Origin of the sequence: Streptomyces sp. NPDC093801 (genome assembly GCF_040701585.1) — a bacterium.
Classification (GTDB): domain Bacteria; phylum Actinomycetota; class Actinomycetes; order Streptomycetales; family Streptomycetaceae; genus Streptomyces.
Genome location: NZ_JBFBDP010000010.1, coordinates 67,489 through 93,178, shown reverse-complemented (window position 1 = coordinate 93,178; position 25,690 = coordinate 67,489). Strand labels below are relative to the sequence as shown.

Here is a 25,690-nt window from a genome sequence, read left to right as displayed (position 1 = left end):
CGAGGCCCTTTCTCCTCATCTTCCCCATGGCGCACGTCGCCATGAGACGGAATTGGCACCTTCCCTAGCCGGGGCCCCGCGCGAGCGAGAACCGACTGGAGGGTTGCCGGGGCTTCAACGGGCCGTGTCCCTCTGCCCCTCTGGATGAGCGGTATGGCACCGGCACACGCGCTCGATGGCGCGCCGGTGCGTTTGTCCGCGAAGACCCCCGGCATGCGGTGGACCTTCGCGTTGTTCAAGACTGTAACCGAAGGGACGGCCGCTTGAGACGGCTGTCCGAACCGCGAGATGGATCACAATTCGGCCCAAATCCGCCGGGTGTGACGCCGCCGCCGACTGACCAGGGAGTACTGAGGGTGCTGGATGAGGTGGAGCGCTGGCTGGCCGACCGCTCCTGGTCCGCCGCCGACCGACCGCTCGACCAGCTGCTGGAGCGGAAACGGGCGGCCGGGACCACCGTGAGCGTGGTGCTGCCGGCCCTCGACGAGGAGGCCACGGTCGGGGAGATCGTGGAGGTGATCCGGCGCGACCTGATCGAGGGCCTGCCCGTCCCCCTGGTGGACGAGCTGGTGGTCGTCGACTCCGGGTCGGGCGACCGTACGGCCGAGGTCGCCGCGAAGGCCGGCGCCCGCGTGGTCCACCGGGACGAGATCCTCCCCCGGATCCCCGCCGTGCGCGGCAAGGGCGAGGTGCTCTGGCGCTCCCTGCTCGCCACCACCGGCGACGTCGTCTGCTTCGTCGACGCCGACCTGCGGGACTTCTCGTCCGCCTTCGTCTCCGGCATCGTCGGCCCGCTGCTGACCGACCCGCAGGTGCAGTTCGTCAAGGCGATGTACGACCGCCCCCTGGGAGACGCCCCCGGCCAGGGCGGACGCGTCACGGAACTGGTGGCCCGCCCCCTCCTCAACCTCCACTGGCCGCAGCTGGCCGGCTTCGTCCAGCCCCTGGGCGGCGAGTACGCCGTACGCCGCTCCCTGCTGGAACGCCTGCCGTTCCCCGTCGGCTACGGGGTCGAGCTCGGCCTGCTGGTCGACGCCCTGCACACCGTCGGACTGGACGCGCTGGCCCAGGTCGACGTCGGCGTCCGCCTCCACCGGCACCAGAGCGGCCAGGCACTGGGCCGGATGGCCGCCGCGATCTACCGCACCGCACAGCTGCGGCTCTCGCGCGCCCACCTCGTACGGCCGGAGCTCACCCAGTTCGAGAGGGGGCCGGACGGGTTCGTTCCGCGCACCTACCCCGTGGACACCGAGGAGCGGCCGCCGATGCTGGAGATCGAGGAGTACGCGGTCCGGCGCGTGGCGTGAGGCGGGACGCGGGGTCCCCCGTGACCGGTACGTGACGAACCGGTCATTTCCCGGACGTTTGAGCGAGGAGACCCCGGGCTAGGTTCGCGGCATGGCTTCTCAGGTACTCGTCGCCGCCAACCGCGGCCCGCTCTCGTACGCCCTCGCCGCCGACGGCACGCTCAGCGCCCGGCGCGGCGGGGGCGGTCTGGTCTCCGGCCTGTCCGCGGCCCTCGCGGCGCAGCCCGGGGCCCTGTGGATCTGCGCGCCCCTCTCCGACGCCGACCGCGAGGCCGTCCGGCGCGGGGTCTCCGAGCCCGGCGTGCGGATGCTGGACATCGATCCCGCGGTCTACCACGACGCGTACAACGGCATCGCGAACTCGGTGCTCTGGTTCACCCACCACCACCTGTACGACGTCCCCCGCGAGCCCGTCTTCGACGCGGAGTTCCGGCGGCGCTGGGACGCGTACACCGCCTACAACCAGGCCTTCGCCGAGGCGCTCGCGCAGGAGGCGGCGCAGGGCGCCCGCGTCCTGGTGCAGGACTACCACCTGGCCCTGGTCCCGGGGGCCCTGCGGGAGCTGCGCCCGGACCTGCGGATCGCGCACTTCACGCACACGCCGTGGGCCTCGGCCGACTTCCTGCACATGCTCCCGGACGACATCCGCAGCCGGCTGGTGTGGGGGATGCTCGGCGCGGACCAGCTGGGCTTCCACACCGCGGCCTGGGCCGCCGCCTTCATCAGCGGCGCCACCTTCGACGACGTCCACGGCGTCGCGGACGGGTTCGTCCCCCGGGAGGACCACCCGGGCGGGGTGCACCACCGGAGGCTGGCGGAGGACGGCCGGTACGGGGAGACCCGCTTCACCGGCGTGGGCCAGTACCCCCTGGGCGTGGACGGGGACGACCTGCGGGCGCTCGCCCACCGCCCGGAGGTCGACGCGAAGCTGGCCGCGCTCCGCGCCGAGGTCGGCGACCGCCGGACCATCGTCCGCGTGGACCGCACGGAACTGTCGAAGAACATCCTCCGCGGCCTGCTCGCCTACCGGGAGCTGCTGACCGCCCACCCCGAATGGCGGGGCCGGGTGGTCCACCTGGCCTCGGCCTACCCCTCCCGCCAGGACCTGGAGGTCTACCGCAGCTACACGGCCGCCGTCGCGGACCTGGCGGCGGAGATCAACGCGGAGTTCGGGACGGCGGACTGGGAGCCGGTGCTGGTGTCCGTGCAGGACGACTTCGACCGGTCGCTGGCGGCGTACCGGCTGGCGGACGTGGCCCTGATCAACCCGGTGCGCGACGGCATGAACCTGGTCGCGAAGGAGATCCCGGTGGTCTCCGAGGCGGGGTGCGTGCTGGTCCTGTCGACGGGGGCGGGGGCGTACGAGGAACTCCACCAGGACGCGCTGACGGTGAACCCGTACGACGTCACGGCCACGGCCGAAGCCCTGCACGCGGCCCTCTCGATGCCGCAGGAGGAACGCACGGCCCGCACGAAACGCCTCGCGGCAGCCGCCACGGCCCTCCCCCCGGCGGCCTGGTTCACGGCACAACTGGAGGCCCTGGGGGACTGAGACGACGGGCCGGCGGACGGGCGTCCGGGACGGGTGGACGCCCCGGATCGCTGCGCGCTCCGCTCGTCTCGGCGTCTGCGACCCGTCCCGGGTCGCTCCGTTCGCCGGCTGCGGAGCAGCACCACGTCGGCCGCCCCCGCCCCTACCCCCGCAGGGCCGCCGCCAGCTGGGACAGGAACGCCGCTACCGCGGCGGGGCCCGGGAGGACCAGGTCGGCTCGGGCCGCGAGTTCCGGGACCTCCGCGGAGCCGCTGCACACCAGGAGGCCCGGGAGCCCCTCCGCCCGGCGCTTCTCCACCGCCGCGTACGCCGCGAGGTCGCCCAGGTCGTCCCCCGCGTACAGCACGGGTCCCGCGTCGCGCTCCCGCAGGAACTCCGTCAGGGCGACGCCCTTGTCCATCCCCGGCGGCCGCAGTTCCAGGACGGCCCGGCCGGGCTCGACGATCAGGCCGTTGCGGGCGGCGAGCTCCGCGAGGGGCTCCCGCAGTGCCTCGAACGCGGCCTCGGGGTCCTCCGCGCGCCGGGTGTGGACGGCCAGCGCCTGGCCCTTCTCCTCGATCCAGGTCCCCCGCCACGCCCCGATCGCGTCGAGGAAGCCGGGCAGCTCGGCCCGTACCGCCGCCACTCCGGGGTGTGGGGCCGGGGCGTGCACGACGCCGGTGACGGCGTCCCAGCGCTCGGCCCCGTAGTGGCCCAGGACCACCAGGTGCTCCAGTCCCGCCACGCCGGCGAAGCCGCCGTAGCGGACGGCGACCCCGGCGGGGCGGCCGGTGACCACGGCGACGGCCGCCACCTCGGGGGCCAGCAAGGCGATCGCGGGTACGGCGTCCGGGTGTGCGCGGGCCTGGTCGGGGTCGGGGACGATGTCGGCGAGGGTGCCGTCGAAGTCGAGGGCGACGACGGCTCTGCGCGGTGCGCGGAGGAGGGCTTCGAGTCCCTCGCGTCCGGCTGCGGTGGCGGGCACGGGCATCGGCGGGTCGTGCGGATGGCTCCCCATGCGGACGACCCTACCGGCGCCGCCGGGGGGCCGCCCAGCCTTCCGGCCACGATCCGGCACGGGAGGCCCCGCGCCCCGCGGGAACCCCTTGCCGGGGCCCCTGCCGGAGCCGCTCGGAAGCGTCGCCCGGTCCGGCCCCGGGAACCTACCGCCGGGCCCGCTGGGCCTCGCGGATGCGGCGGAGCCGGTTGACGGTGCCGGGGGCGTGGGCGAGGGCCCGGGGGTCGTCCATCAGGGCGTTGAGCAGTTGGTAGTACCGGACGGGGCTCAGCCCGAGCCCCTCGCGTATCGCGCGCTCCTTGGCGCCGGGCCCGGGCCAGCTGCGGCCCTCGTACGCGAGCACGGCGGCCTCGGCGGCGGTCAGCCGGCCCGGGCAGGCCCCTGCCGCGCCGGACGGGGCCTCGGCGGCGGCCGGCCGGTCCCCGGCCGGCTCCGCCGTCACGCCCGTCTCACCCGCCTGCCCGTCGTCCGTCATACGGCCAGATTAACGCCGCCCACCGACACCGCCCGGGCCCGGCGGCCCGGCGGCCCGGCGGCCCGGCCGGCTACTTCTCCCCGTCCGCCTTGCGGGCCGAGTCCGCGATCTGTTCCAGGATCTTCGCCGGCTGGCCGCCCGGCTGGACCGCCTTGCCGATGTTCTGCTTCACGTCCTCGCTGACCCCGGCCCAGGACTTCTTGCCCACCGGGTACAGGCGGGCGTTGGGCAGGGCGGTCAGGAAGGTGCGCAGCTGGGTCGCCGCGCCGCCGTTCGCGGCCTCCATCGCGCGGTAGCCGCTGGTGGTGACGGGCAGCAGGTCGTAGGTGCTGGTGAAGGTGGTCACGTTCTTCGCCGAGTACAGCTGGTCGAGGAACTTCCCGGCCTCCTTCTTGTGGCCGTTCTTGAAGGCCATCACCCAGTCCGCGACGCCCATCGTGGAGTGGTCGGTGCCGTCCGCCGTGGGCATGGCGACCATGCCGAACTTCACGCCCTTGCCGGCGGCCTGCTTCAGCAGCGTCGGGTGGCCGTTGAGCATGCCGACCTCGCCCCGGGTGAAGCCGTCGAAGGCGGCCTGCCGGTCGAGCTTGCCGGGCTCGACGGGGCCGGTGAGGCCCTGGCCGACCATCCGGTCGCGCAGGAACTCGAAGGTCTTGATGTTCTCGGGGGCGTCGATCGCGTACGCCTCCTCGTTGTCGGTGTAGCCGCCGCCGCCGGAGAGCATCCACATCATCGTCTCGGCCTGGGCCTCCTCGCGGCCCAGGGGCAGGGCGAAGGGGGTGGTGACGTTCACGGCCTTGAGCTTCTTGGCGGCCGCCTCGACGTCGGCCCAGCTCTTGGGCTGCCAGGGGGTGGAGCCGTCCTTGGGGATGACCCCGGCGTCGCCGAGGAGCTTGGTGTTGTAGAAGAGCAGGCGCGTGCTGGCCACGAACGGCATGCCGTACTGGACGCGCCGGACCTTGCCCGCGTCGGCGAGCGGGGCGAGGAAGTCGGCCTCGGTCTTCACCGAGAGCAGCTCGTCGGCGGTGTAGAGCTTGCCGGCCTCGGCGTAGTCGGCGTAGGCGCCGATCTGGGCGATGTCGGGGGCCTTGCCGGCCTTGACCATCGCGGCGACCTTGGCGTCGACCTCCGACCAGGAGTAGACGCTGACCTCGACCTTCACGCCGGGGTTGTCCTTCTCGAAGGCGGCGGCGAGGTTCTTCCAGTAGCCGGTGGAGGAGTTCTGCGGATTGTCGCCGTAGTCGGCCGCCACGACCCGCAGGGTCACCTCGTTGTCCCCGGCGAGGCCCGACACGGTCCCACAGCCCGTCAGCGCCACGCCGGTCAGCCACAGTGCGGCGCCGGACGCGGCCAGCCTCAGGTAACGGCCCTTCACAGTTCTCGATCCACCCCAGGTTGTACGTACGATCCGACGTAAGGTCTACACCACTTTGACTGCTCCTTCACATCCGGAACGGCGTCTCGCGCGGACTGTTTCAAAACTGTCTCCGAACGCGCCCGAACGGCGCTCCCGGATTTGTATGGCCGCTCAACAATCCCGTCCAATGGACTAGACCTTTCCCCTTCGAGCACGCGAGACTGTCCTCTGTGAAACCCGTGAAACACGTCATCGCCCTCGATGTGGGCGGCACCGGGATGAAGGCCGCCCTCATCGCCGGAGACGGCACCCTGCTGCACGAGGCGCGCCGCGCCACCGGCCGCGAGCGGGGCGCCGGAGCCGTCGTCGAGACGATCCTGGACTTCGCCGCCGAGCTCCTCGACCTCGGCCGGGAGCGCTTCGGCACGGCCGCCTCGGCCGCCGGGGTCGCCGTCCCGGGCATCGTGGACGCCGAGCGCGGCATCGCCGTGTACGCGGCGAACCTGGGCTGGCGCGACGTACCGATGCGCGAGCTGCTCAGCGCGCGCCTCGGCGGCATCCCGGTGGCCCTGGGCCACGACGTCCGCACGGGCGGCCTCGCCGAGGGCCGCATCGGCGCCGGCCAGGGCGCCGACCGCTTCCTGTTCGTCCCCCTCGGCACCGGCATCGCCGGCGCCATCGGCATCGCCGGCCGCATCGAGGCCGGCGCCCACGGCTACGCCGGCGAGATCGGCCACATCGTGGTCCGCCCCGGCGGACCCGCCTGCGGCTGCGGCCAGCACGGCTGCCTGGAGACCCTGGCCTCCGCCTCGGCCGTCTCGCGCGCCTGGGCGGCCGCCTCCGGCGACCCCGGGGCGGACGCGGCGGACTGCGCCAAGGCCGTGGAATCGGGCGACGTGCGCGCCGAGGAGGTCTGGCTGGGCGCCATCGCCGCGCTCGCCGACGGGCTGGTCACCGCGCTCACCCTGCTGGACCCGAGCACGCTGATCATCGGTGGCGGGCTCGCCGAGGCGGGGGAAACCTTGTTCACACCACTGCGGACGGCCGTCGGGGAACGCGTGACGTTCCAGCGGTTGCCCGAGATCGTTCCGGCCGCCCTCGGGGACACCGCCGGATGCCTGGGCGCAGGGCTGCTCGCCTGGGACCTACTCGCCACGGAGGTACCTGCCTGATGTCCGGACGCGCACAGAGCACCGTTCTCTCCGGCGCCAGGGTGGTGCTGCCCACCGGGATCGTGGCGGGCGGCCGCGTCATCGTCGAGGGCGCGCGGATCGCGGGCAGCGCCCACGAGGACGCCCGCCCCGTCGACCTGTCCGGGCACTGGATCGTCCCCGGCTTCGTGGACATGCACAACCACGGCGGCGGCGGCGCCTCCTTCACCTCCGGCACCGCCGAGGAGGTCCTGACCGGCGTACGGACCCACCGCGAGCACGGCACGACCACCCTCGTCGCCTCCACCGTCACCGGCGACCTCGACGAGCTGGCCCGCCGCGCCGCGCTGCTCGCCGAGCTCACGCAGCAGGGCGAGATCGCCGGCATCCACTTCGAGGGCCCGTTCATCAACCCCTGCCGCAAGGGCGCGCACAAGGAGGACCTGCTGCGCGACCCCGACCCGGCCGAGGTCCGCAAGCTGGTCGACGCCGCGCACGGCGCCGCCCGCATGGTCACCCTCGCCACCGAGCTGCCGGGCGGGCTGGACTCCGTACGCCTGCTCGCCGAGCACGGGGTGATCGCGGCGATCGGCCACACGGACTCCACCTACGACCAGACGCGCCAGGCCATCGACGCGGGCGCGACCGTCGCCACCCACCTGTACAACGCGATGCCCGGCCTGGAGCACCGCGCCCCCGGCCCGATCGCGGCGCTGCTGGAGGACGAGCGGGTCACCGTCGAGCTGATCAACGACGGCACCCACCTGCACCCGGCGATGCTGGAGCTGGCCTTCCACCACGCGGGCGCCCACCGCGTCGCACTGATCACCGACGCGATGGACGCGGCCGGCTTCGGCGACGGCACCTACCACCTGGGCCCGCTGGAGGTGGAGGTCAGGGACGGGGTCGCCCGGCTCGTGGAGGGCGGCTCCATCGCGGGCTCCACCCTCACCCTGGACACGGCCTTCAAGCGGTCGGTGACGGTCGACCGGCTGCCCGTCGAGTCCGTGGTGCAGGCGATCTCCGCCAACCCGGCGAAGCTGCTGGGCCTCTACGGCGAGGTCGGCTCGCTGGAGCCGGGCAAGTACGCCGACCTGGTGGTCCTGGACGCGGAGTTCGACGTCAAGGGCGTCATGCGGCGCGGCGAATGGATCGTCAGCCCGTTGGGCTGAACCGGCCTTTCGGCACCGCGGAAGCGAGGCGACCGGCCCGGAGGGCTGGGCTGGCCGCCCGCCATTTGGCATGATCCCGGCACACACCGAGACCGGGACTTGCCATGATCCTCACCGTGACGCTCAACACCGCGCTCGACGTCACCCACCGGGTGCCGCGACTGCTGCCGCACACCTCCCACCGGGTCACCGCCGTCACCGAACGGGCCGGCGGCAAGGGCCTGAACGTGGCCCGGGTGCTCGCCGCGCTCGGTCACGAGGTGACGGCGACGGGCTTCGCGGGCGGCCCGGCCGGGGCGGTCGTACGGGACCTGCTCGCCGGCTCCCCCGGCGTGGTGGACGCCCTCCTCCCTTGCGCCGGCACCACCCGCCGCACCCTGGCGGTCGTCGACGAAAGCTCGGGCGACACCACCCAGTTCAACGAGCCGGGCCCGCAGATCACGGCCGCCGAATGGTCCGCCTTCCTCGCCCGCTACACCGAACTCGCCGCCGGGGCCCGCGCGGTGGCCCTGTGCGGGAGCCTGCCGCCCGGCGTGCCGGTCGGGGCGTACGCGGTCCTGGTCCGGGCGGCCCGTGCGGCCGGCGCCCCCGTGCTCCTGGACACCAGCGGCGAGGCGCTGCGCCGCGGGGTCGCCGCCCGGCCGGAGATCATCAAGCCCAACGCGGCCGAACTGGCCGAGCTGACGGGCTCGCGCGACCCGCTCCCCGCCACCCGCGACGCCCGCCGGCGCGGCGCCCACGCGGTGGTCGCCTCCCTGGGCCCCGAGGGCCTGCTGGCCGCCACCCCCGAGGGCACCTGGCAGGCCACCCCGCCCCGCACCCTGAAGGGCAACCCGACGGGCGCGGGCGACTCCGCGGTGGCGGGCCTCCTGTCGGCCCTGGCGGAGGACCTCCCCTGGCCGGACCGCCTCACCCGTGCGGTGGCCCTCTCCACGGCCACGGTCCACGCCCCGGTGGCGGGAGAGTTCGACCCCCGCACCTACGCGGAGGTACGGGGGTCGGTGAAGGTCACGGCCTGTCAGCCGGGCTAGGAGCCGGCTACAGCGGCTCCAGCCAGAGCTGATCGATGATGATCTCGCACTGGTTGCCGGTCTCGCAGGAGATCTTGACCGTGTTCGTACCCTTCTTCAGGTCCACGTTGGAGTGGGTGTACGTCCACTTGTCCCACTCGCCCGGCTTGGCGTTGGAGAAGTTGTTCATGTTTATCGGGCGCGTCTGCTGCTCGCCGTTGACCGTCAGCGTGGTGCTCGCGGCCTTGCCCGGCACCGCATAGCTGATCTTCAGCTTGTACTGGGCCGCCGTCGGCACGTCCAGCGTCCAGGTCAGCGCCGCGCCGGGCTGGTTGAAGTTGCCGACGTACTGGCCGCCCGAGCTCTTGGCTCCCTGCACCGTGTTCTGCAGGGTCGCGCCACCGGTGAGGGCCATGCCGGCACCGGCGGCCTCTCCCTTGGGCAGCGGGGTCTTCGACGGCTCCGGGGAGGCGCTCGGGCCGTCCGAGGCCTGGTTGCCCTTCGGGGTGACCGGCTGCTGGGACTGGGAGGCCTGGTTCTTGCCCTTCTTGTCGTCGCCCTTGTCGCCGAAGGTCAGGGCCGCGCCGATGCCGATCGCGACCGCGCCCACCACGGCGACCGCCGCGATGAGCAGGCCCTTGCGGCTGGAGCCGCCGCCGCTGCCGCCGCGGCCGCGGCCGCCCGGCGGGGGGACCTGCTGGGTCTGGGACTGGGGGGACGGCTGCTGCGGGACCCCGTAGCCGTTCGCCTGGAGGGCCTCGGGAGCCTGGTACTGGGCCTGGTAGGCCTGCGGGGGCTGCTGCTGGGGGACGGCGCCGCGCTGGCCGCCGTACGTCCGCTCGCCGACCGTGCGCACCTGGTTGTACGAGGTGCGGGGGACCCCGGGCTGAGCACCGGGCTGCCCTCCGCCCGCGGGGCCGGGGTAGCCGTATCCACCGCCCTGACCGGGCGGGGTGGCTCCGGCGGCCTGGCCGTCCGCGTAGAGGTAGCCGAACGGGTCGTCGTCCTCGGGCTGGTTCGCCCCACCGTGCGGGCCGTTGTTCGCGGGCGTCGTCATCGCAGGTCACTCCTTTCGACCCACGGGAGCCTACCCCGAACACGTGCGCCCACGGGTGGCCGATCCGGTCAACCGGCCCGGCGGTGCGCCTTGGAGCGGGACCTCTTCTCGATGTACATGCGCTGGTCGGCGGAGCGCAGCACCTCGTCGGCGGACATCCCGCAGCTGGCCCAGCCGATGCCGAAACTCGCGCCGACGCGCACGGCCCGGCCGTCCACCCGGATGGGCGGGATGATCGCGTTGCGCAGCCGCACGGCGAGATCGGCGGCGTCGGCGGCGCCGAGGCCGTCGGCGAGGACGACGAACTCGTCACCGCCGAGCCGGGCGACCGTGTCGCCGTCCCGGACGCCCGTGGTCAGCCGCCGGGCCACCTCGATGAGGACGGCGTCGCCGGTGTGGTGCCCGAACCGGTCGTTGATCGACTTGAAGCCGTCGAGGTCGCAGAAGAGCACGGCGAGCCCCTTGGTCCCGTCGTCGACGTCCGAGGCGGGCGCCACCGTGTGCACGTGGTGGTCGTAGGGGCCCTCGGGCTGCCCGGGGAAGCCGGCGGGGAAGTCGGCGGGGAAGTCGGCGGGGAAGTCGAACCCTTCGGCGGCCGTCGGCGCGCCGCCCGCGCCCACGGCGGGGAAGCCGTCGTACCCGTGCTCGCCGGCACCGGCGACGGCGCCCTCCGCGCGGCCCTCGAAGGCCGCGTCCAGCGCCTCGACCGCGCCGGCCCGCACCGACTGGGGGCGCCGGCACAGCCGCGCGCCGAGCCGGGCGCGCAGCTCGGCGCTGTTGGGCAGGCCGGTGAGGGAGTCGTGGCTGGCGCGGTGCGCGAGCTGGAGCTCGTGCCGCTTGCGCTCCTCGATGTCCTCGACGTGCGTGAGGAGGAACCTCGGCCCGTCGGCGGCGTCCGCGACGACGGAGTTGCGCAGGCTCACCCAGACGTACGTGCCGTCGCGCCGCCCCAGCCGCAGTTCGGCCCGGCCCCCCTCGGCGGAGGTGCGCAGCAGCGTCCCGATGTCCTCGGGGTGGACGAGGTCGGAGAACGAGTACCGCCGCAGCACGGACGCGGGCCGCCCGAGCAGGCGGCAGAGGGCGTCGTTGGTCCTCAGCAGCCGGCCGTGCTGGTCGCCGCCCATCTCGGCGATGGCCATGCCGCTCGGCGCGTACTCGAAGGCCTGCCGGAACGACTCCTCACTGGCCCGCAGCGCCTGCTGCTCGCGCTCCAGCCGCACGAGGGCCCGCTGCATGTTCGCGCGCAGGCGCGCGTTGCTGATCGCAATGGCCGCCTGGAAGGCGTACATCTGGAGCGCCTCGCGGCCCCACGCGCCGGGGCGCCGGCCGTTGCGCGGCCTGTCCACCGAGATGACACCCAGGAGTTCCCCGCCCGTCGCATACATCGGGGCGTAGAGCCGGTCCTCGGGGTGCCACTCGTCCTCGAAGCGCGGATCGGGTCCGTCCGTATGCCACTGGGGCACGTCGTCCTCCAGCAGCACCCAGCCCTCGGTGTGCGGGATGAAGCGCAGGCCGTCCCACTCCTCGCCCATGGTCAGGCGGCGCTCCCAGGCGGCGCGGGAGCCGACGCGGCCGGTGATGAGGGCCTCCGCGGCGGGGTCTCCGGCGAAGGCGGCGACGACGAGATCGCCGTCAGGGCGTACGAGGTTGACGCAGGCGAGCTCGTAGCCGAGGCCGCGCACGATGCCGTCCACGACGGTCTGCAGGGTGTCCGCCAGGCTCCGGGCCGTATTGAGCTCGGCCACCACCTGGTGCAGCTGCCGCAGGGTCGCAAGACGGACGTACGGCTCCGACTCGGTCTCCATTGCTCGCTCTCCCCGAGACCTCGACAGCAACTCCAGGTTTGTCATCGGCGTTTCGTTGCGGTGTCCCGTCCACTGAATCACAGTGAGCTGTGCGGCAGGTACACAGGGTCAACAAATCTTGCCCTCTGTGACTCAAGTCACATGAGATGAATACTGCTGCGGTACGGGCCCGTTGAGGACGAGGGGCCCTCCCCCGCCTTCCCATGCGCAAACGATACGCCCGGGCCTAGTCCCTGCGGCGGGGACGCGGCTCGGACCAGCGCCCGATGTGAGCCACAGGGCGACCGTACTAGCGTGCGGTACGTGCCGAAGACGACCCCCGCACCCCAGCCCTACGCCCCTCCGTCCCCCGTCTCCCCCCATCCTGAAGGGGTGAGCAACGACGAGTTCCGCGCCGCCATGTCCCGGATGGCGGCGGGCGTGTGCCTGATCACCGCCCACGAGCCGCCCCTGACCGCCGACGGGCCGCGCGGCGAGGACGTCGGCATGACGGCCACCGCGTTCATGTCGGTGTCCCTGGACCCGCCGCTGGTCCTGGTGAGCGTGCGCGAGGGGTCCCGGATGGACGACCTGCTCGCGGAGCAGCCGCTGTGGGCGGTGTCCCTGCTCGCGGACAGCCAGCTCCAGGTGGCGAGCCGGTTCTCCATGAAGGGCCGGATCAGCGACCGGCTCCTCTTCGCGGACCTCCCCCACGAGCGGGGCGCCGTCTCGGGGGCCCCGCTGCTCTCGGGGGCCCTGGCCACCCTGGAGTGCCGCACCCGCTCCCGGATCCCGGCGGGCGACCACACCCTGGTCGTCGGCCACGTCCTGGCGACCGGCCTCCCGTCGCCGGACGCCCCGCCCCTGACGTACTTCCGCGGCCGCTACCGCCACCTGCAGCCGTAGCCCGTCGTCGACGGCCCGGGCCTCGCCGGGACCAGCGGGCCGGGGCCGGGGCAGCGGGCCGGGTCGGGGCTACGGGCCGGGTCGGGGCTACGGGCCGGGTCGGGGCTACGGGCCGGGTCGGGGCAGCGGGCCGGGGTCGGGGCAGCGGGCCGGGGTCTGGGCTACGGGCCGGGGCCGCGGTGGCCGGGGGAGCTACCAGTCCCGCGAGGTGCGCCCGCGCTTCGTCTCGCCCCGCGCCTTCTTCTCCCGCAGCCGCCGCTCGTTGATCCCCCGCGGGATCTTCGTCGGTCGCCGGGCCTTCGGCGGGGCCGCCGTCGCCTCCGCCAGCACCGCGGCCATCCGGACCAGCGCCATCTCCCGGTTGCGGTACTGCGACCGGTGCTCGGACGCCCGTACCGTCAGCACCCCGTCCACCAGGCGGGAGGCGAGCCGCTCCAGCGCACGCTCCTTCCACACCGCCGGCAGCGCCTTCGTCGCGGCGACGTCGAACAGCAGCTCCACCCGCGAGTCCGAGGTGTTGACGTGCTGTCCGCCCGGCCCGGAGGAACGCGAGAACCGCCAGGCGAGCTCCGCCTCGGGGAGCACGACCGCACCGCGGATGACATAGGGACCAGGCATGGACCTATGATCCGCTCCCGCCCCGGCCCCCGTCACCCCCATTTACCGCCCCCGGGCACACCCCCGGCGACACCCCTCGCGAACACCCTCGGGAACACCCGCGGCGCCCCCTTCGGAAAGTCCCCCGGAAACCCCCCTGGAACCTCCGCGCCCCCTCCCCGCGTTATGAAGGGCAGCGGTAGCTTGACCCCACATCGGGCTCACGCACCCGGAATGACGAGGAAGGACACCAGTCACATGGCAGTAAGCCTGTCCAAGGGCGGCAACATCTCGCTCTCGAAGGAGGCCCCCGGCCTCAGCGCCGTCACGGTCGGCCTCGGCTGGGACGTCCGTACGACGACCGGTGTCGACTTCGACCTCGACGCCTCCGCCATCGCGGTCGACGCGACGGGCAAGGTCGTCTCCGACGGCCACTTCGTCTTCTTCAACAACAAGTCCACCCTGGACCAGACCATCGTCCACACCGGCGACAACCGCACCGGCGAGGGCTCCGGCGACGACGAGTCCATCAAGGTCAACCTCGCCGGCCTGCCCGCCAGCGTGGACAAGATCGTCTTCCCGGTCTCCATCTACGACGCCGACTCCCGCAGCCAGAACTTCGGCCAGGTCCGCAACGCGTACATCCGCGTCGTCAACCAGGCCGGCGGCGCCGAGATCGCCCGCTACGACCTCTCCGAGGACGCCGCCACCGAGACCGCCATGGTCTTCGGCGAGCTCTACCGCAACGGCACCGAGTGGAAGTTCCGCGCGGTCGGCCAGGGCTACGCCTCCGGCCTCACCGGCATCGCCCAGGACTTCGGCGTCAACGTCTGACCCGGCCCGCGACGGAGCCCCCTTCCCCACGTCCCGGGGAAGGGGCCCCGCCCGGCTCCGCCACCGTTCGACGGGTGCTCCTGCGGCCCCTCCTCCCGTGGCCGGCCGTGCCCTAGGGCGCCTTCGGACGCCCCTCCCCGTACAGCCACACGTCCCACACCCTCTTCAGGTCGACGCCCGTGCGCCGCTCCGCGTACGCCGTGAAGTCGGCCGTGCTCGCGTTCCCGTACCGGTGGTCGCCGGCCCAGCCGCGCAGCAGGTCGAAGAACTTCGCGTCCCCCACCTCCTGCCGGATCCGGTGCAGCACCATCGCCCCCCGGTAGTAGACCGGGTCGTCGGAGATGTGCCCGGCGCCCGGCGGCGATGCCGGCGGGAAGGCCGCCCAGTCGTTCCCGGCCTGCGCGTCGACCGAGGTGTCACCGGCCAGGAAGGCCTCGAACCGCCGCTGCGCGGAGACGCCCCCGTGGGACTCCGCCCACAGCCACTCCGCGTACGTGGCGAACCCCTCGTTCAGCCACATGTCCTTCCAGGACTTCGGCGACACCGAGTCCCCGAACCACTGGTGGGCCAGCTCGTGCAGCACCAGTTCCTCATCGGGCGCACCCGAGTAGACGGGCTTGGTCTGCGTCTCCAGCGCGTACCCCAAGGTCCCCGCCGGCATCACGATCGAACCGGCCGTCCCGAACGGATAGGGCCCGAAGACCGTGCTCCCCCACTCCACCATCTCCGGCACCCGCGCCAGCGCACCGCGGGCCGCCTCCTTCTCGGAGGACGCCACGGCCTGGTACACGGACACCCCGGAAGGGGTCTTCCCCGTGGTCACCTCGAACTTCCCCACGGCCACGGTCGCCAGATAGCTCGCCATCGGCTCCGCGCTGCGCCACGCGAACGCGGTCCGGTCCCCGCCCACGTCCCGCCGGGACCGCAACTCCCCGTTGGACACCGCCTCGTACCCCCGGGGAACGGTCACCGTGATGTCGTACGCGGCCTTGTCACTGGGATGGTGGTTGCCGGGGAACCAGCCCATCGACCCCACCGGCTCGCCGACGGCGACCGCGTCACCGCCCCCGGCGGTGATCCAGCCCTCCTTCGACCCGTCCGGATCGACCAGCGCCTTGGGCCGCCCGCTGTAGTCCACCCTCGTGCGGAAGACCTCGCCCTTGCGCAGGTCCTTGGCCGGCCGCACGGTCAGCTCGTTGCCGGTCCGGTTGAACCGCGCGCCCGCGCCCTGCACCTCCACCCCCTCGACCTTCAGCCCGCTGAGATCGAGGTTGAACGAGCTGAGCCCCTGCTCGGCCCGCGCGGTGATCACGGCCGTCCCGTGCAGCTCCCCGCCGGCCGGGTCGTACTCCAGGTCCAGCGCGTAGTGGTCGGCCTGGTAGCCCCCGTTCCCCGCCCGCGGGAAGTACGGGTCCCGCAGCCCGGACGCGCCCGGCCGCCCCTGCACCGTCGCACCCGTACACCCCGAGGACAGGGCGACCAGGACGGCGAGGGCGGGGGCGGCGAGACGGGTGAGCGTGCGGTGTTCCACACGCCCGATCCTAAAACGGACTACTTGCCCAGGGCCTCGACACCGGCCTTGGCGAACTTCTCGTCCAGGTCACCGCTGGGCGCACCCGCCACACCGATACCGGCGACCGGAGCACCGCCGGCCTGGACCGGGGCGGCGCCCGCGAGGAACAGGGTGCCGGGAATGTCCTTCAGGTTCGGGGTCTGCGCGAGCCGGCCGGCGAGCACCGAGGTCGGGGCGTTCCAGGACACGGCGGTGTACGCCTTGCGCTGCGCCGACTCGTAGGACTGCGGGCCGGCGCCGTCGCCGCGCAGCGTGACGATGGTGTTGCCGTTGCGGTCCACCACCGCGACGGTGACCTTCTGGTTCTCCTTCTCGGCGGCCCGGAGCGCGGCCTGGGCGGCGCGGGTGGCGGCGTCGACGGTCAGGTGGGTCGAGGTGGTGAAGTCGTTCTTCGCCTCGTCCTTCTTGGCAGGGGTGGCGCTCGCGCTGACGGCCCCGAAGGTCCCGGCGCCGAGGACGACGGCGAGGGCGGTACCGGTGAGGACGCGGGTACGGGTGTTCATCTCTGCTCCTGGTGGTCTCGACTGGCTCCCTCCCACCATCACCGCCGTCCCCTCCCCCACCCGTCCCCGTACCGGCTCGGCCCGGCGACCGCACCGGTTGACCCGGGGGTCATCCGATCGGCCGATGCGGCGGGGCCGACGGCCCGCTTTCCTGAGCCCCTGGGGCTCCACGCCCCGGACCCCGCGTCCACCGCAGACCGCCCGTCCGCCGAACGCGTCCCGGAGGCAGACCCCCGGCACCCCACACCTCGGCGAGGCCGGACCGGGCCGGACCGGACCGGCCCTCCGGCCACCCCGGCCCCGCCCGCGCCCGGCCAGGACAGCGCCCCCGCTCCCGAACCGCCCGGCCGGGGCAGAGCCACAATGGAACCGTCCCCACCCCCCAGGAGCCCCGCCGTGAGCCACCCCCCGCGGAAAGCCGACACCCGCGCCCTGGCCACCGTCATGCACACGGCGTTCTTCCTCCTCCTCGGCGCCTCCGTGGCCCGCTTCCTCCTCCGCCACCCCGGCGAACCCCGCACCCCCTGGGTCATCGCCCTCAGCATCACCCTGGCCCTGCTCTACGTCCTCGGCCCCGCCGTCGGAGGAACCACCGCCGACGCGCCCCCCGAGCACGCCGCCCCCCGCACCCCCACCCTCCGCCGGCGGCTCTGGCTCGGCCTCGTCGTCGCCACGTGGGTGATCCTCGTCGTCCTCGCACCGAGCTTCGCCTGGTGCGCCGTCCCCCTGTTCTTCACCGCCCTGCGCACCCTCCCCCCACGCGCGGCGGTGGCCCTCGTCACCGTCCTCACCGTCTTCGTCGTCGCCGCCCAGCTCAAGCTCTCCACCGCCTTCGACCCCAACCTCCTCCTCGCCCCGCCCGCCGTCGCCGCCCTCGCCACGGCCGTCTTCATCCACATGGAACGCCAGGCCCGGGCCCAGCGCGCACTCATCGACGACCTGATCCGTACCCGCCGGGAACTCGCCGCCACCGAACGCCGCGAAGGCACCCTGGCCGAGCGCCAGCGCCTGTCCATGGAGATCCACGACACCCTCGCCCAGCACCTCTCCAGCCAGCAGATGCTCCTCCAGGCCGCCGACCGCACCTGGGACACCGACCCCGCCACCGCCCGCGCCCACGTCCGCACCGCCAACGGCATCGCCGCCCGCGGCCTCGCCGAGGCCCGCCGCCTGGTCCACGACCTGGCCCCGCCCGAGCTGGAGAACTGCGCCGGCCTCGCCGACGCCCTGCGCGCCCTGGACGCCGGCCCGGACATCGAAGTCCGCTTCCACCTGGAGGGCACCCCCGCCCCGCTCCCCGACCGCGCCGAGTCCGCCCTGCTGCGCATCGCCCAGGGAGCCCTCGCCAACATCCGCGAACACTCCGGCGCCCGCACCGCCGCCCTCACCCTCAGCTTCCTCGGCGACCAGGTCGTGCTGGACATCGCCGACGACGGCACGGGCTTCACCGCCGCGGCCCCCGCCACCCCCGCCCCCGCCGACCGCGGCCACGGCCTCCCGGCGATGCGCGCCCGCGTGCGCCAGCTCGGCGGAACCCTGACCATCGAATCCACCCCGGGCGAGGGAACCGTCCTCTCCGCCTCGATCCCCCTGGAGACCACAGGATGACGACGATCCTCCTCTGCGACGACCACGTCGTCGTCCGCGCCGGACTGCTCGCCCTGCTCGGCAGCGAACCGGACATCGAGGTCCTCGGAGAAGCCGGCAGCGGCGAGGAAGCGGTCGCCCTCGCCGCCAAGCTCCACCCCGACGTGGTCCTCATGGACCTCCAGCTCGGCCAGGGAATCGACGGCGTGGAAGCCACCCGCCGCATCACCGCCCTCCCCCGCCCCCCGCACGTCCTCGTCCTGACCACCTACGACACGGACGCGGACATCACCCGGGCCATCGGCGCGGGCGCCACCGGCTACCTCCTCAAGGCGGAACGCCCCGAGGAACTCTTCGCCGCCATCCACTCGGCCGCCGCGGGCCGCACCACCCTCTCCGCACCGGTCGCCAGCCGCGTCATGGCCCGCATGCGCGGCACGCGCCCCACCCTCACCGACCGCGAACTGGACATCCTCGGCCAGCTCGCCCGCGGCCTCGGCAACCGCGACATCGCCCGCGCGCTCTTCATCAGCGAGGCCACCGTCAAGACCCACCTCGGCCGCATCTACGACAAGCTCGGCGTCGACACCCGCGCCGGCGCCGTAGCCGTGGCCAAAGAACAACGCCTCCTGCCGTCCTGACCCCACCGGCCGCAGGCCCGCACCACCCCGCACCCCGCACCCCGCACACCCGCCACCCGCAACCCCCCGCCCGCCACCCACCGCCCCGCACGGAAGCAGCCCGACCGGCCACCGCACACCGACCCGTGACACCATCGGCTACGTGCTCGACATCGGCTACTCCCTCTCCCGGCGCTTCCCGGACCCCCCGCAGACCGACTACCGCTCGGCGGACGTCCACACCCTGCGCCACGACCTGTTCTGCGGCGACGTCTACCTCGCGGACACCGACAAGGACACGGAGGTGTCCACAGCCTGGGGATGGGTGCCCGTACTCGACTTCGCCTGGGCCCTCTGCGACATCGTCGAACAGCTCGACCAGGACCCCCGCGGCAGCCGCTCCTCCCACAGCCAGTACGCCGAACTCGACTTCACCGAATCCGCCGACCGCATGCTCTTCGAGCGCCGCTTCGGCTGGGTCGACATCGAGGCCGACTGGATGCCCCCCGAAGAGGAAGCCCTGACCTTCAGCCACCGCCTCCTGCGCCGCGAGGCCCGCGACTTCCTCCACGACCTCATCGCCGACCTCATCGACATGCACGAAGGCCTCGCCGACAACCCGGTCATCTGGACCCTCCAGTCCCGCTTCCCCCGCGTCCCCGCCTGACCCGCCCACCCCGCACCGACGCCCGCGCACCACGAGGAGAAACCCATGCTGCTGCGCAACGTCACCCCGGACGACGTCGACGCCTACGTCCGGATGCGGTGCGACCCGGCCATGATGGCCGGCCTCGGCGGCCCCCAGCCGCCCGAGGACATGCCGGCCAAGGTCCGGCGGGACGCCGAACAGGCCGCATCCGACCTGGCCTGGATCAAAATGATCGTCCCCGACCCGGCCGCCCCCGACGCGGTGGCCGGAACCGTGACCCTCTGGTCCCACGACACCGCCGACGGACCCGTCTCCGAGATCGGCTGGATGGTCCTGCCCGAACACCAAGGCCGCGGACTGGGCAAACGCGCCGTCCGCACCCTCCTGGAACAGGCCCGCGACGCCCACCGCTGGGGAGTCGTACACGCCTACCCCGCCACGGACAACGCCGCCTCGAACGGCATCTGCCGCTCCGTCGGCTTCCGCTTCGTCGCGCGCACCCAGGTGCCCTTCGCCGGACGGCTCTTCACCACCAACCACTGGTCGGTGAACCCCGCGACGGACCTCCTCTGAGAAGCCGCCCCACCCCTACCCCACCACCCGCACCCCCAGCTGCGCCGCCAGCGCCGGAGCCAGGTCGAACAGCTGCGACGGACTGATCACCGCCCCGGACAGCGACTCCACCCCACGCGCCACCCCCAGCTCCACCGCACCCCGCAGATCCACGTCCGTCAGCCGCGCCCCCGCCACGTCCACCCCCCGCAGCACACAGTCCCGGAACTCCACCCGCTCCAGCACCGCACCCCCGAAGTCCGGCTCCACCAGGACGCACCCCTCGAACACCACGTCCCGCAACCGCGCCTGCCGCAGGTTCAAATAGTCGATCTTCCCCCCGCGCACCAGGACCCGCTCCAGCACCGCCCCGTGCAACTGCACCCCGCCCAGCCGGGCCTCCGCCACCTCCACGTCCCGCAAAGAGGCCCCCGACAGGTCCACACCCACCCCCCGGACACCCTCCAGCACCGAATCCAGGACCCGCGCCTTCGCCAGCCCCGCACCGTCCAGCCCGCACCGCCGCAGCGCACAGTCCATGAACCGCGCCCCCACCGCCTCCTGCCCCGCCAGGTCCAGGTCGGCGAACTCCAGCCCGTCGTAATCCCCGTCCGGCTCCAGCCCACCGCCCTCCCACGCCACCAGCCCCGGCAGCCGCACCTCCGCCCGCCGGGCCGCCTTCACCGCCTGCCCACCACTCCGACCACTGCGCACCATGCCCCCATCGTGGCCCACGGCACCGACAATCCACCCCGCCCTCGACCTCAACCCCGCTTGAAGTCACAGGCTCACCCCACGACCACCCCCCTCCCCCGCATCGGACAACCAGCCCACAACCCACCCCGGACACACGACACCCCGCCCCTGGACACCCCTCCCACGCCCCCGGTACCAACTCCCCCATGACGATCAACGGCGGTATCTCCTTCTGGTACGCGACCGACACCACCGCCCACCAGCCACCCCGCGCCCCCCTCACCACCGACGCCACCGCCGACGTGGTCATCGTCGGCGGCGGCTACACCGGCCTGTGGACCGCCTACTACCTCAAGCGCACCGCCCCCGACCTGCGCGTCACCGTCCTGGAGCAGAAGTTCTGCGGCTACGGCGCCTCCGGCCGCAACGGCGGCTGGCTCTACAACGGCATCGCCGGCCGCGACCGCTACGCCGAACTCCACGGCCACGAGGCCGCCCTCCGCCTCCAGCACGCCATGAACGACACCGTCACCGAAGTCATCGACACCGCCGCCAAGGAAGGCATCGACGCCGACATCCACCGCGGCGGCGTCCTCGAAGTCGCCCGCACCCCCGCCCAGCTCACCCGCCTCAAGGCCTTCCACGCCGCCGAACTCTCCTTCGGCGAGACCGACCGCGAGCTCCACGACGCCACCGCGACCCGCAACCGCATCGACATCGCCGACGCCGTCGGCTCCAGCTGGACCCCGCACGGCGCCCGCATCCACCCCCTCAAACTCCTCCGCGGCCTCGCCACCGCCTGCGAACGCCTCGGCGTCGTCATCCACGAGTCCACCCCCGTCACCGAACTCGCCCCCCGCCGCGCCGTCACCCCCTACGGCACCGTCCGCGCCCCGTACGTCCTGCGCTGTACCGAGGGCTTCACCGCCTCCCTCAAGGGCCACAGGCGCACCTGGCTCCCGATGAACTCCTCGATGATCGTCACCACCCCCCTCCCGCCCTCGGTCTGGGCACAGCTCAACTGGACCGACGCGCCCCTCCTCGGCGACATGGCCCACGCCTACATGTACGCCCAGCGCACCGCCGACGACCGCATCGCGATCGGCGGCCGCGGGGTCCCGTACCGCTTCGGCTCCCGCACGGACAACGACGGCCGCACCCAGCAGTCCACGATCACCGCCCTCACGGAGCTCCTCCACTCCTTCTTCCCGGTCCTCACCGGCACCGAGATCACCCACGCCTGGTCGGGCGTCCTCGGCGTCCCCCGCGACTGGTGCGCCACCGTCACCCTCGACGCCACCACCGGCCTCGGCTGGGCCGGCGGCTACGTCGGCTCGGGCGTGGCGACCGCCAACCTCGCCGCCCGCACCCTGCGCGACCTGGTCCTGGGCGAGTCCACCCCCCTGACCGCCCTCCCCTGGGTCCACCACCGCGTCCGCCGCTGGGAACCGGAACCCTTCCGCTGGCTCGGCGTCCACGCCCTGTACGCCGCCTACCGCGAAGCGGACCGCCACGAAACGACCACCCACACCCCGACGACAACCCCCCTGGCCCGCCTGGCCAACCGCATCTCGGGCCGCAGCTGAAGCACGCAAAAGGCCCCGGGTGATCACCCGGGGCCTTCCACTTCTGTACGAATCCCCTTGGCCAAATACCCTCTGACCTGGGACGGAGCCGCCTGTCGGAATCGAACCGACGACCTGGAGCTTACAAGGCAACCGCTCTGCCAACTGAGCTAAGGCGGCACAAGAACCACATCGCGCGTGGAGCCGCCATCACTCTACACAGCCCCAGAATCCCCGAGCCATCACATTGGCCGAGCCCCGTAACCCCCCACGCACACGTTCGTTAGACGTACTGGTGTGCCGTTCTGAAGATCAGAGTGCGGGAGGGGAGATGGCAGACCGGACATCGGGAGAGGAGGCCCGGCGCATCAAGCGCGAACTCCTCGGGGTGGGTGACCGGACCAAACACCGGGGGCGAGCAGTCGCACCACTGAAAGGGCTGGTCAGGGAAGCCGGTACGCAGCAGCGCGCCTACCGCTTCCGCTTCTACCCGACCGCCGTCCAGGCGGCCCAGCTCACGCAGACCTTCGGCGCCTGCCGCTGGGTCTACAACGAGGGTCTGGCCCTTCGAGCGAAGGCCTGGGAGGAGCACCGGGTCCCACTCGGCTTCGCGGAGACCTGCCGGGCCCTGACCGGGTGGAAACGCGTACGGGAGACGGCGTGGCTGAAGGAGACCTCGTCCACGGTCCTCCAGCAGTCCCTGCGGCACCTGGACTCGGCCTTCTCCCGGTTCTTCAGGGGATCGGCGAAGTACCCGCAGCGGAAGTCCAGACACCGTTCGAAGGACTCGGCCACCTACGTCCGCACCGGCTTCCGGTGGGCCGAGGACCCGGAGCGACCGGGTACGGCCTCGGTCACCCTCGCCAAGCAGACGACGCCACTCGACATCCGCTGGTCGCGCCCGCTTCCCGCAGGACGATTACCGGTGAAGCTGAACGTGACGCGCGACCGGGCCGGCCGGTTCTTCCTCTCCGTCCTGGTGGAGGAAGTGATGGCCCCGCTTCCCGAGGTGTTCCTTCCGGGCGGCCGGGAGCCCAAGGCCGCGGGCCTCGACCTCGGGCTCGCGGCGCTGGTGACCATGGACGACGGGGAGAAGCTCCCGCATCCCCGCCTCCTGGCGAAGTACGAGAAGCAGCTCGCGTCCCTGCAGCGCGATCTGCACCGCAAGAAGAAGGGTTCGAAGAACCGGGAGAAGGTGCGGGAGCGGATCGCCCGCCTGTACGCCTCGATCGGTGACGTCCGTCGTGATCAGCTGGACCAGTTCACCACCCGCCTCGTGCGCGAGAACCAAGTGCTCGTGGTGGAGGACCTGCCGATCGCCAACCTCATGCGTGCGGCCAAGGGCGGGAACCGGCGCCGCAAGGCGGCGCTGAACCGGTCGATCACGGACGCCGCCTGGGGTGAGCTGCTGCGTCAGCTCCGCTACAAGTGCGCGTGGTACGGGCGGACCCTGGTGGTCGTGGACCGGTTCTTCCCGTCGACCCGGCGCTGCTCCGCGTGCCACGCCAAGGGGCCGAAGCTCGACGTGTCGGTCCGCGACTGGACCTGCGCGGAGTGCGGGGCCGCCCACGACCGGGACACGAACGCAGCGGTGAACCTCCGGGACGAGGGGATGCGGCTGTACTGGGCCGTGGCGATGGCGCTGCCGCCCGGGCGGGTGCCGCCGAGTGTGATCAGGGCTTCGGAGCTGCTGGACCTCGTACCGGCGGCATAGCGGAGTGACGTGCAGTACGGACCGACGGGCCGTCGGCCGCCATGCCTGTGGAGCCCGTGTAAGACCGTCCAGGTGCGACCCCAGGGTCTCGCCGGGCCGGCGGCGGGCGTCGAAGCAGGAACCAAGGCCAAAAGTGCGGCGCTCTGCTCCGCCCGTCCACCATCCGCCCCGTCAGATTGCTGACAGGAGCCCCCGCAGCGGGTAGCGTCGGGCGGAGTCCTGAATATTGGACTAGACCTTCCACTCGGATCGTCCGGCACGTTCCTGCCGGTAGAAGGGATGCATCACCATGGCTTCTGTCACCTTCGACAAGGCGACCCGCCTCTACCCCGGCGGCGACAAGCCCGCCGTCGACCAGCTGGAGCTGGAGATCGAGGACGGCGAGTTCCTCGTCCTCGTCGGGCCCTCCGGCTGCGGCAAGTCCACCTCGCTGCGCATGCTCGCCGGCCTGGAGGACGTCAACGGCGGCGCCATCCGCATCGGGGACCGCGACGTCACGCACCTGCCGCCCAAGGACCGGGACATCGCGATGGTGTTCCAGAACTACGCGCTCTACCCGCACATGACCGTCGCCGACAACATGGGCTTCGCGCTCAAGATCGCCGGCGAGGACAAGGCCACCATCCGCCGCAAGGTGGAGGAGGCGGCGAAGATGCTGGACCTCACCCAGTACCTCGACCGCAAGCCCAAGGCGCTCTCCGGCGGCCAGCGCCAGCGCGTCGCCATGGGCCGGGCCATCGTGCGCAAGCCGCAGGTGTTCCTCATGGACGAGCCGCTGTCGAACCTCGACGCCAAGCTCCGCGTGTCCACCCGTACGCAGATCGCCGCGCTCCAGCGCGACCTCGGCATCACCACCGTGTACGTCACCCACGACCAGGTCGAGGCCATGACCATGGGCGACCGCGTGGCGGTGCTCAAGGACGGCCTGCTCCAGCAGGTGGACACCCCGCGCAACATGTACGACCGGCCGGCGAACCTCTTCGTCGCCGGGTTCATCGGCTCGCCGGCCATGAACCTGGTCGAGGTGCCGATCACCGACGGCGGCGTGAAGTTCGGGGACAGCGTGGTGCCGGTGTCGCGGGAGGCGCTGTCGGCCGCCGCCGACGCGGGCGACAAGACCGTCACCGTCGGCGTGCGCCCCGAGCACTTCGACCTCGGCGAGAGCGGCGGTCTGACGATCACCGTGAACGTCGTCGAGGAGCTGGGTGCCGACGGCTACGTCTACGGCAGCCGCGACGGACAGGACATCGTGGTCCGCGTGGGCGGCCGCCAGGTGCCCGAGAAGGGTTCCTCGCTGCACGTCGTGCCGCGCCCGGACGAGATCCACGTGTTCTCCACGTCGACCGGGGCACGCCTCTCCGACTGAGGCCCGGCAGACACCCGCTGGAGGGGCGTTCCGCCAAGGGGCGCCCCTCCGGCGGCAGTTGCGGGTAGCGTGCGTCACGAAGCGCTGCAGACCGGGCCATTCGGCCGCACGCGTCAACCCGTAATTCGAAAAGCCACGTCGAACCATCCCCCGACCGGGTGACTAAATGTCGCCAAATACTCACCGAGCGCTACTCTCGCCCTCGTGACCCACACTGCCCGCCGAATCGGCCGTTCCCTCGCCCTGGTCCTGCCCGTCGTCCTGGTCCTGTCCGGGACCCTCGCGGTCACCATGGTCCCCTGGGCGGACAACTCCCCGTCCCAGATCCTGACCGCCTCCGCCGAGGACGTGTCCGTCCCCGCGAAGCCGCGCGCCGCCCAGGACGTGCTGCGCGACAAGCTGCTGAGCGAGCTGCAGCAGGGCGAGAACCCGGGCGTCGTCCTCGGGCACCTGCAGGAGCAGGTGAACGGGCGGCCGTCGCTCGCCGAGCACTGCATGGGCATCGCCCGTGCGCTCGGCCGGGCCGCCGTCGAGGCGTACGGGCCGACGAAGGCGCAGTCCTACTCCCGTCCGGTGTGCGACACCTCGTACGCGTCCGGGGTCGCCTCGATGGGCTGACGCCCGTCGTGCCGCCCCGGCCGGGGCGGTGGCCGTCCCTACGCTGGC

The 25,690-nt window shown here is 72.9% G+C and carries 24 protein-coding genes, 1 tRNA gene and 1 riboswitch; of the genes, 15 read left to right on the top strand and 10 right to left on the bottom strand.

Features of this window, described 5'->3' with window-relative positions:
- Nucleotides 1-12 precede the first annotated feature (12 nt).
- Nucleotides 13-151: riboswitch (SAM riboswitch) on the bottom strand.
- A gap of 205 nt (nt 152-356) precedes the next feature.
- Nucleotides 357-1,307 carry a glucosyl-3-phosphoglycerate synthase gene (locus AB0469_RS13595; protein WP_366451511.1) on the top strand — a complete coding sequence of 317 codons (951 nt, stop codon included), beginning with the start codon at nt 357-359 and terminating at the stop codon, nt 1,305-1,307.
- A 91-nt stretch (nt 1,308-1,398) separates the two neighbouring features.
- Nucleotides 1,399-2,859 carry a trehalose-6-phosphate synthase gene (locus tag AB0469_RS13590; RefSeq protein WP_366451510.1) on the top strand — a complete coding sequence of 487 codons (1,461 nt, stop codon included), beginning with the start codon at nt 1,399-1,401 and terminating at the stop codon, nt 2,857-2,859.
- A 142-nt stretch (nt 2,860-3,001) separates the two neighbouring features.
- On the opposite strand, the gene otsB is transcribed toward AB0469_RS13590, so the two are convergent.
- The 3 genes from otsB to AB0469_RS13575 form a co-directional block, all read right to left on the bottom strand.
- Nucleotides 3,002-3,856 (bottom strand): trehalose-phosphatase, encoded by an 855-nt coding sequence (gene otsB, locus AB0469_RS13585; RefSeq protein WP_366451509.1) that lies wholly within the window; start codon nt 3,854-3,856, stop codon nt 3,002-3,004.
- A gap of 145 nt (nt 3,857-4,001) precedes the next feature.
- Entirely contained in the window at nt 4,002-4,331 is a 330-nt protein-coding gene (locus AB0469_RS13580; RefSeq protein ID WP_366451508.1) for a DUF3263 domain-containing protein, read from the bottom strand.
- A 70-nt stretch (nt 4,332-4,401) separates the two neighbouring features.
- A complete protein-coding gene (locus AB0469_RS13575; RefSeq protein WP_366451658.1) occupies nt 4,402-5,691 on the bottom strand; it encodes an extracellular solute-binding protein in 1,290 nt (429 codons plus the stop codon).
- 236 nt (nt 5,692-5,927) lie between these two features.
- Between AB0469_RS13575 and AB0469_RS13570 the strand changes: the two genes are divergently transcribed.
- The 3 genes from AB0469_RS13570 to AB0469_RS13560 all read left to right on the top strand — a co-directional run bounded on the left by AB0469_RS13570 (nt 5,928) and on the right by AB0469_RS13560 (nt 9,042).
- A complete protein-coding gene (locus AB0469_RS13570; protein WP_366451657.1) occupies nt 5,928-6,860 on the top strand; it encodes an ROK family protein in 933 nt (310 codons plus the stop codon).
- Nucleotides 6,860-8,011 (top strand): N-acetylglucosamine-6-phosphate deacetylase, encoded by a 1,152-nt coding sequence (gene nagA, locus AB0469_RS13565; RefSeq protein ID WP_366451506.1) that lies wholly within the window; start codon nt 6,860-6,862, stop codon nt 8,009-8,011. Before AB0469_RS13570 ends, nagA begins: the two co-directional genes overlap by 1 nt.
- 104 nt (nt 8,012-8,115) lie before the next feature.
- Nucleotides 8,116-9,042 (top strand): 1-phosphofructokinase family hexose kinase, encoded by a 927-nt coding sequence (locus tag AB0469_RS13560; RefSeq protein WP_366451505.1) that lies wholly within the window; start codon nt 8,116-8,118, stop codon nt 9,040-9,042.
- A gap of 7 nt (nt 9,043-9,049) precedes the next feature.
- On the opposite strand, the gene AB0469_RS13555 is transcribed toward AB0469_RS13560, so the two are convergent.
- Both AB0469_RS13555 and cdgB read right to left on the bottom strand, forming a co-directional pair.
- Nucleotides 9,050-10,078, bottom strand: a complete 1,029-nt coding sequence (locus AB0469_RS13555; protein ID WP_366451504.1) for a carbohydrate-binding protein — start codon at nt 10,076-10,078, stop codon at nt 9,050-9,052.
- 68 nt (nt 10,079-10,146) lie between these two features.
- Nucleotides 10,147-11,883: a diguanylate cyclase CdgB gene (gene cdgB, locus AB0469_RS13550; protein ID WP_366451503.1), complete on the bottom strand. Its 1,737-nt coding sequence runs from the start codon at nt 11,881-11,883 to the stop codon at nt 10,147-10,149.
- A 303-nt stretch (nt 11,884-12,186) separates the two neighbouring features.
- Between cdgB and AB0469_RS13545 the strand changes: the two genes are divergently transcribed.
- The gene (locus tag AB0469_RS13545; RefSeq protein WP_366451501.1) at nt 12,187-12,768 is read left to right on the top strand and encodes a flavin reductase family protein; all 582 of its coding nucleotides are present in this window, start codon (nt 12,187-12,189) and stop codon (nt 12,766-12,768) included.
- A 192-nt stretch (nt 12,769-12,960) separates the two neighbouring features.
- On the opposite strand, the gene arfB is transcribed toward AB0469_RS13545, so the two are convergent.
- Nucleotides 12,961-13,386 carry an alternative ribosome rescue aminoacyl-tRNA hydrolase ArfB gene (gene arfB / locus AB0469_RS13540; protein WP_366451500.1) on the bottom strand — a complete coding sequence of 142 codons (426 nt, stop codon included), beginning with the start codon at nt 13,384-13,386 and terminating at the stop codon, nt 12,961-12,963.
- 237 nt (nt 13,387-13,623) lie between these two features.
- On the opposite strand from arfB, the gene AB0469_RS13535 reads away from it, so the two are divergent.
- Nucleotides 13,624-14,199 carry a TerD family protein gene (locus AB0469_RS13535; protein ID WP_366451499.1) on the top strand — a complete coding sequence of 192 codons (576 nt, stop codon included), beginning with the start codon at nt 13,624-13,626 and terminating at the stop codon, nt 14,197-14,199.
- A gap of 112 nt (nt 14,200-14,311) precedes the next feature.
- Here the strand turns inward: AB0469_RS13535 and AB0469_RS13530 are convergent, their stop codons facing one another.
- Entirely contained in the window at nt 14,312-15,730 is a 1,419-nt protein-coding gene (locus AB0469_RS13530; RefSeq protein WP_366451498.1) for a M1 family metallopeptidase, read from the bottom strand.
- 20 nt (nt 15,731-15,750) lie between these two features.
- On the bottom strand, nt 15,751-16,275 hold the full coding sequence (locus AB0469_RS13525; protein WP_366451497.1) for a heme-binding protein: 525 nt from the start codon (nt 16,273-16,275) through the stop codon (nt 15,751-15,753).
- A gap of 444 nt (nt 16,276-16,719) precedes the next feature.
- Between AB0469_RS13525 and AB0469_RS13520 the strand changes: the two genes are divergently transcribed.
- From AB0469_RS13520 to AB0469_RS13505, 4 genes are all read left to right on the top strand, one after another.
- Complete coding sequence (locus tag AB0469_RS13520; RefSeq protein WP_366451656.1) at nt 16,720-17,883, top strand: sensor histidine kinase; 1,164 nt, start codon at nt 16,720-16,722, stop codon at nt 17,881-17,883.
- A complete protein-coding gene (locus tag AB0469_RS13515; protein WP_366451496.1) occupies nt 17,880-18,503 on the top strand; it encodes a response regulator transcription factor in 624 nt (207 codons plus the stop codon). Before AB0469_RS13520 ends, AB0469_RS13515 begins: the two co-directional genes overlap by 4 nt.
- Before the next feature lie 142 nt (nt 18,504-18,645).
- Nucleotides 18,646-19,149 (top strand): hypothetical protein, encoded by a 504-nt coding sequence (locus tag AB0469_RS13510; protein WP_042809468.1) that lies wholly within the window; start codon nt 18,646-18,648, stop codon nt 19,147-19,149.
- A gap of 45 nt (nt 19,150-19,194) precedes the next feature.
- A complete protein-coding gene (locus tag AB0469_RS13505; RefSeq protein WP_366451495.1) occupies nt 19,195-19,704 on the top strand; it encodes a GNAT family N-acetyltransferase in 510 nt (169 codons plus the stop codon).
- A 15-nt stretch (nt 19,705-19,719) separates the two neighbouring features.
- Here AB0469_RS13505 and AB0469_RS13500 read toward each other — a convergent pair whose 3' ends face one another.
- The gene (locus AB0469_RS13500; RefSeq protein WP_366451494.1) at nt 19,720-20,400 is read right to left on the bottom strand and encodes a pentapeptide repeat-containing protein; all 681 of its coding nucleotides are present in this window, start codon (nt 20,398-20,400) and stop codon (nt 19,720-19,722) included.
- A 185-nt stretch (nt 20,401-20,585) separates the two neighbouring features.
- Here AB0469_RS13500 and AB0469_RS13495 point away from each other — a divergent pair, with 185 nt between their 5' ends.
- Entirely contained in the window at nt 20,586-21,965 is a 1,380-nt protein-coding gene (locus tag AB0469_RS13495; RefSeq protein WP_366451493.1) for an FAD-binding oxidoreductase, read from the top strand.
- Between the two features lie 86 nt (nt 21,966-22,051).
- Here AB0469_RS13495 and AB0469_RS13490 read toward each other — a convergent pair.
- Nucleotides 22,052-22,124 (bottom strand) — tRNA-Thr (locus AB0469_RS13490).
- A gap of 151 nt (nt 22,125-22,275) precedes the next feature.
- On the opposite strand from AB0469_RS13490, the gene AB0469_RS13485 reads away from it, so the two are divergent.
- From AB0469_RS13485 to AB0469_RS13475, 3 genes are all read left to right on the top strand, one after another.
- Nucleotides 22,276-23,658: an RNA-guided endonuclease TnpB family protein gene (locus AB0469_RS13485; protein WP_366451492.1), complete on the top strand. Its 1,383-nt coding sequence runs from the start codon at nt 22,276-22,278 to the stop codon at nt 23,656-23,658.
- A gap of 289 nt (nt 23,659-23,947) precedes the next feature.
- Complete coding sequence (gene ugpC, locus AB0469_RS13480; protein ID WP_366451491.1) at nt 23,948-25,024, top strand: sn-glycerol-3-phosphate ABC transporter ATP-binding protein UgpC; 1,077 nt, start codon at nt 23,948-23,950, stop codon at nt 25,022-25,024.
- Nucleotides 25,025-25,228: 204 nt separating this feature from the next.
- Entirely contained in the window at nt 25,229-25,642 is a 414-nt protein-coding gene (locus AB0469_RS13475) for a hypothetical protein (protein ID WP_042816721.1), read from the top strand.
- Nucleotides 25,643-25,690: the final 48 nt, after the last annotated feature.